Origin of the sequence: Allorhizocola rhizosphaerae (assembly GCF_003426775.1) — a bacterium.
Classification (GTDB): Bacteria; Actinomycetota; Actinomycetes; order Mycobacteriales; family Micromonosporaceae; genus Allorhizocola; species Allorhizocola rhizosphaerae.
In genome coordinates this window covers 1-3,913 of record NZ_QJUG01000395.1, presented here as the reverse complement: position 1 = coordinate 3,913, position 3,913 = coordinate 1, and the positions used below count along the sequence as shown (strand labels likewise).

General features: G+C 70.4%; 8 protein-coding genes. 2 read left to right on the top strand and 6 right to left on the bottom strand.

Annotation, left to right across the window (positions count from 1 at the left end):
- Positions 1–144: 144 nt before the first annotated feature.
- The 4 genes from DM816_RS43345 to DM816_RS43340 form a co-directional block, all read right to left on the bottom strand.
- The gene (locus tag DM816_RS43345; protein ID WP_162908377.1) at positions 145–396 is read right to left on the bottom strand and encodes a hypothetical protein; all 252 of its coding nucleotides are present in this window, start codon (positions 394–396) and stop codon (positions 145–147) included.
- 108 nt (positions 397–504) lie between these two features.
- Complete coding sequence (locus tag DM816_RS40760) at positions 505–768, bottom strand: hypothetical protein (protein ID WP_117215789.1); 264 nt, start codon at positions 766–768, stop codon at positions 505–507.
- A 68-nt stretch (positions 769–836) separates the two neighbouring features.
- Positions 837–1,022: a hypothetical protein gene (locus DM816_RS40755; protein ID WP_117215788.1), complete on the bottom strand. Its 186-nt coding sequence runs from the start codon at positions 1,020–1,022 to the stop codon at positions 837–839.
- A 169-nt stretch (positions 1,023–1,191) separates the two neighbouring features.
- The gene (locus tag DM816_RS43340; protein ID WP_246002721.1) at positions 1,192–1,281 is read right to left on the bottom strand and encodes a hypothetical protein; all 90 of its coding nucleotides are present in this window, start codon (positions 1,279–1,281) and stop codon (positions 1,192–1,194) included.
- Between DM816_RS43340 and DM816_RS40750 the strand changes: the two genes are divergently transcribed.
- Together DM816_RS40750 and DM816_RS45065 are read left to right on the top strand one after the other, a co-directional pair.
- Positions 1,247–2,185: an SAM-dependent methyltransferase gene (locus DM816_RS40750; RefSeq protein ID WP_246002718.1), complete on the top strand. Its 939-nt coding sequence runs from the start codon at positions 1,247–1,249 to the stop codon at positions 2,183–2,185. The two genes, DM816_RS43340 and DM816_RS40750, sit on opposite strands and share 35 nt — an antisense overlap.
- Positions 2,186–2,325: 140 nt before the next feature.
- A complete protein-coding gene (locus DM816_RS45065) occupies positions 2,326–2,439 on the top strand; it encodes an MEDS domain-containing protein (RefSeq protein ID WP_246002716.1) in 114 nt (37 codons plus the stop codon).
- Between the two features lie 271 nt (positions 2,440–2,710).
- Here the strand turns inward: DM816_RS45065 and DM816_RS40745 are convergent, their stop codons facing one another.
- Complete coding sequence (locus DM816_RS40745; RefSeq protein ID WP_162908374.1) at positions 2,711–3,289, bottom strand: GerMN domain-containing protein; 579 nt, start codon at positions 3,287–3,289, stop codon at positions 2,711–2,713.
- Positions 3,286–3,913 (bottom strand): sensor histidine kinase (locus DM816_RS40740; RefSeq protein ID WP_162908373.1); only part of this gene is annotated, 628 nt, incomplete at its 5' end. The genes DM816_RS40740 and DM816_RS40745, both read right to left, overlap by 4 nt.

Here is a 3,913-nt window from a genome sequence, read left to right as displayed (position 1 = left end):
TCCTCCCAGGGGACGCTCCTCCCAGGGGACGCTCCTCCCAGGGGACGCTCCTCCCAGGGGACGCTCCTCCCAGGGGACGCTCCTCCCAGGGGACGCTCCTCCCAGGGGACGCTCCTCCCAGGGGACGCCTCACTCAGGGACGCCTCACTCAGGGACGCATTTCAGGAGCGCCCAAGCCGTCAGCAGCGCGTTGCGGGCCTGCTGCACCTCGCGTGCGGCTCGCGTCCCGTGTCGAGGGCCGGGCAGGCGCCGCACCACCAACTCGTCCACATAGGACAATTTCCCGCGGGCGGCCGCCAGATCGAGCGCCAGCAGCGGCTGGGGGCATGCCTGACTCCGAGGTTGCGGGCGGCACCGGCACCAGCGCTGAACGGCAGCCGGATCACCTTCCGCCATCGGTGGATGCGTTGTCCACCACGTTAATCCGGGCTTCGTGCCGGGCCAGCGTTTCGAGTAGCAGCGATCGCCGGTTGCGCGTGGCCACGCCAACTGTGATGTCCGGGTTCACGACCCGGGCACGCGGCGCGCGAACTCACTGCGCAGCGCGGCCACCCGCCTCTGAACCAACTCCATGACGCCGGGCTCGATCCCGCGCTCGGGGGCCTCCCGTACGACAAGTTCCAGGCTGGTCAGCTCGCGCCGCAGCTCATCGTCGGTCAGCTGCGCGGGCGGCGTCTGGTCAGCCAGCGCGGACGCCTCCCCGGCGGGCGACCGCATCAGCCGCGTGATCGGGTCGCCGAGCACATGCCGATCCCCATCTTCCGCCATACCGGTCGTCTACCCGTCCCAGCCCCACCACAAACCGCCACCCCTGTCAGGTTGATCATGAAAGGGGGTCAGTCGAAGTCGAAGATGGAGTTGCGGTCGTAGAAGTGCAGGATGTGGCGGCAGTTCGTGCAGATCAGCAGCGTCATCTTGTGGGAGGTGAGACCCCACTTGCTGTCCAGGCGCCCCTCCTCCTGCTGGAAGTCGATGCTGTGGCACAGCGGGCAGGCGAGCGTTGGTGTTCCCGAGGCACTCATGGACACGGACGATAGCCCCGTCGGTCAACCCCTCACGCGGAGCACGCGGACATCAATGTCGTAATTGGACAGTGCAGGTCGCCCCGCGGTCACGGTAGAGCCGCAGCAGGCGATCGCGTTCACTCGGCGTGTGAGGAGGATAGCGGAACGCCTGCTGCGGCAGCACCAATTAGGTAGCCGAACCGGTGACGGAGGTGCCGTTCTTGGTCACGTAGTAGGTGACCGTGGCAACCGACCAGAAGTGGAAGGTCAACGTCACCCGCGCACCCGATGCAACGCGTGCCGTGCCGGTAGAGTGGGCCGCCATGACCCCCGAGACCGACGTTGACCAGCTCACCGCACGCGTCCGGCGCTACTACGACCGCAACGCCGCCGCCTTCGAGCGGCTCGGCCAGGGCGGCGCCTCCATTCACCGCGCCGTCTGGGGACCCGGCGTCACCACACGCTCGGCCGCGTTCCACCACGTCGACGAGCTCATCCTGGACAGCCTGCCGCCCGACATCGCCCGCCCCACGGTCGTCGACCTCGGTTGCGGGCTCGGCGCGAGCCTGCTCTACCTGGCGGGCCGGACCGACATGCGGGGCGAGGGCATCACGCTCAGCCCGGCCCAGGCGGCCCGCGCCACGCGACTCATCGCCGAGGCCGGGGCCGGCTCGCGGGTGCGCTGCCGCGAGGGCAACTATCTCGCGGTGCCCGACGATCTGGCCGGCATCGCCGATCTGACCTTCTCCATCGAGGCGTTCATTCACAGCCCCGACCCGGATCTGTACTTTCAGCAGGCCGCGCGCACACTTCGCCCCGGCGGCAAGCTCGTGCTCTGCGACGACTTCCTCACGTCGAGCTCCCCGCCGGGCACGGCCCGCGGCACCCGTTTGCTGCGCGAGTTTCGTGCCGGCTGGCACGCGAGTTCGTTGCTCACCGTCGAGCAGGTCCGCACGCTGGCGGCCAAGCACGGCCTGACGATGTCCCGCGACCTGGACCTGACCGCACACCTGGAGCTGCGCCGGCCCCGGGACCGCTGGGTCAGCCTGCTGCTCGCGCTCGGCCGGCCCCTGCGTCCGTCGGGTGAATACTGGCAATCGCTTGTCGGGGGCAACGCTTTGCAGCACGCGCTCCTCGAAGGCCTGCTGAGCTACCGTTTCCTTGTGCTGATGTCTAAATAGGATGTGAGCCCTCGGATTGCGGACCCCCGCGGCGGGTACCGTGCCCAAGCCCGTCCCGGGCTAAGTGTGTCTGATTAGGAGGGTGGCGGGTGGCAGACGCGGTGGCGGTCGACCAGTTCGGTCTGGGGGATCATGCCTGTGTGACACATACCGACCCCGACGAGCGCATCGACTTCGTGGGCGAGTTCGTCGCCGACGGGCTCGACCGCGGGCAGTGGGTCGTCTGCTTCACCGATTCGATGCCGCCCGGCTGACCGTCTCGTTCGATCTGGACAGCCCCTACCAGCTGCGCTCGGCGGTGGCCGCGCATGCCGAGCCCCTCGGTGTGCGCGAGGAACGCCTCAGCCAGCTGCTGGTGGTGGCCACCGAGCCCGCGACCGACGCGGGGCGGGCACGCTGCACCCTGTGTGGCGGCCGACGGCACGGGCCGGGCGCAGCAGGCCCGGGAGGGCGGGCGCGGGCCGTGGCTCGTGCGTGCGTTCTGCGATCACGTCGAGATCGGCGATCGCGGGCCAGGTACCGCGATCACGGTCCGCTTCGACCTATGAGGCTCGCATAATCAGCCGCCGTCAGCGGCGCCCGGGTCAGTGAGCTATCGGCCCGCGGCACCTCGACCTGCTCTCCGGCCCGCGTGAACGTGACGCTCGTGATGTCGGCCCTACTGGTGAGCGTGCACACGATCTGGGCGAACGCCAGGATGTCGTCGGTGCGGCCGGTGCCCTCCAGGCCGGTGGCCAGCTCCACGACCGCCTGCCCGCCGGCGACCCGCACGGTCAGGCCCAGATCGGTGCCCAGCAGCGCGCTGGACAGCCCCTGCTCCTGTTCGGCGGGGGTCGGCCCGGCGAGCAGGGTCTGCAAGTGGGCTCCCGCCTCCGGCTCGGTGGGCACGCTTCGCTCGACTCTCACCAATCGGCCGTCCCTTATCAGGTACAACAACTGGGTTAGGGCACCGGCAGGCGACGACGTCTGGTTTGGTGACGGATGCGCGGTGCGGTCGGGCAGCGGCACCGGATGCGGCTCGGACTGCACGGGCACGCCGCATCCCCCGACCGCCAAGAGGAGGCCGGCCACCGGCACAAGCACAAGGCCCAGTAGGCGTTTCACGATGACTCCGCAGGCAGTTCGATGCGGAACCGGGCGCCGCCGCCAGGCCGGGTGAGCGCCGTGATGGTGCCGCCGTGTGCGGTGATGTGCTGGTGCACCAGAGCGAGCCCGAGCCCCGCGCCGTCGGCGTCACCGCGGGCACCCGCGGTGCGCCCGCGCACAAACCGGTCGAAGATGATGTGCCGGTCCGGTGGGCTGACCCCCGGGCCCTCGTCGTCGACGTCCACGGTCCTGACCCCATTGGACTGTCCGATGTGGATGCAACACAGCCCGCCGCCGTGCCGTTCGGCGTTGTCGGCGAGGTTGATCAGCGCCTGCCGGAACCGCCGCCGGTCCAGTGGCCACACCACCTCCGTGCCGGGCTGGATGTCCACTTTGGACGCGGGCAGGCCGCGCGCACGGCACACCGCGCGGGCCAGCTCGGCCACGTCGGTTGGCTCCAGGCTGGCGGGCTGGTCGCCGCGCGCCAGCTCCAGCAGGTCGGACACCAGCGCCTGGAACCGGCCGACCTCGCCGGCCACCAGGCTCGCCGCCGCGGCCGCACGCGGGTTCATGCCCTCGGTGTGCCGCGACAGCACGCTGGCCGCGGCCGACAGGGTCTGCAGCGGCGAGCGCAGTTCGTGG

Bases quoted from the DNA above. Each gene is read 5' to 3' on its own strand.
- DM816_RS40755 (WP_117215788.1), bottom strand. From the start codon at position 1,022: ATGAGTGCCTCGGGAACACCAACGCTCGCCTGCCCGCTGTGCCACAGC.
- DM816_RS40760 (WP_117215789.1), bottom strand. From the start codon at position 768: ATGGCGGAAGATGGGGATCGGCATGTGCTCGGCGACCCGATCACGCGG.
- DM816_RS43345 (WP_162908377.1), bottom strand. From the start codon at position 396: ATGGCGGAAGGTGATCCGGCTGCCGTTCAGCGCTGGTGCCGGTGCCGC.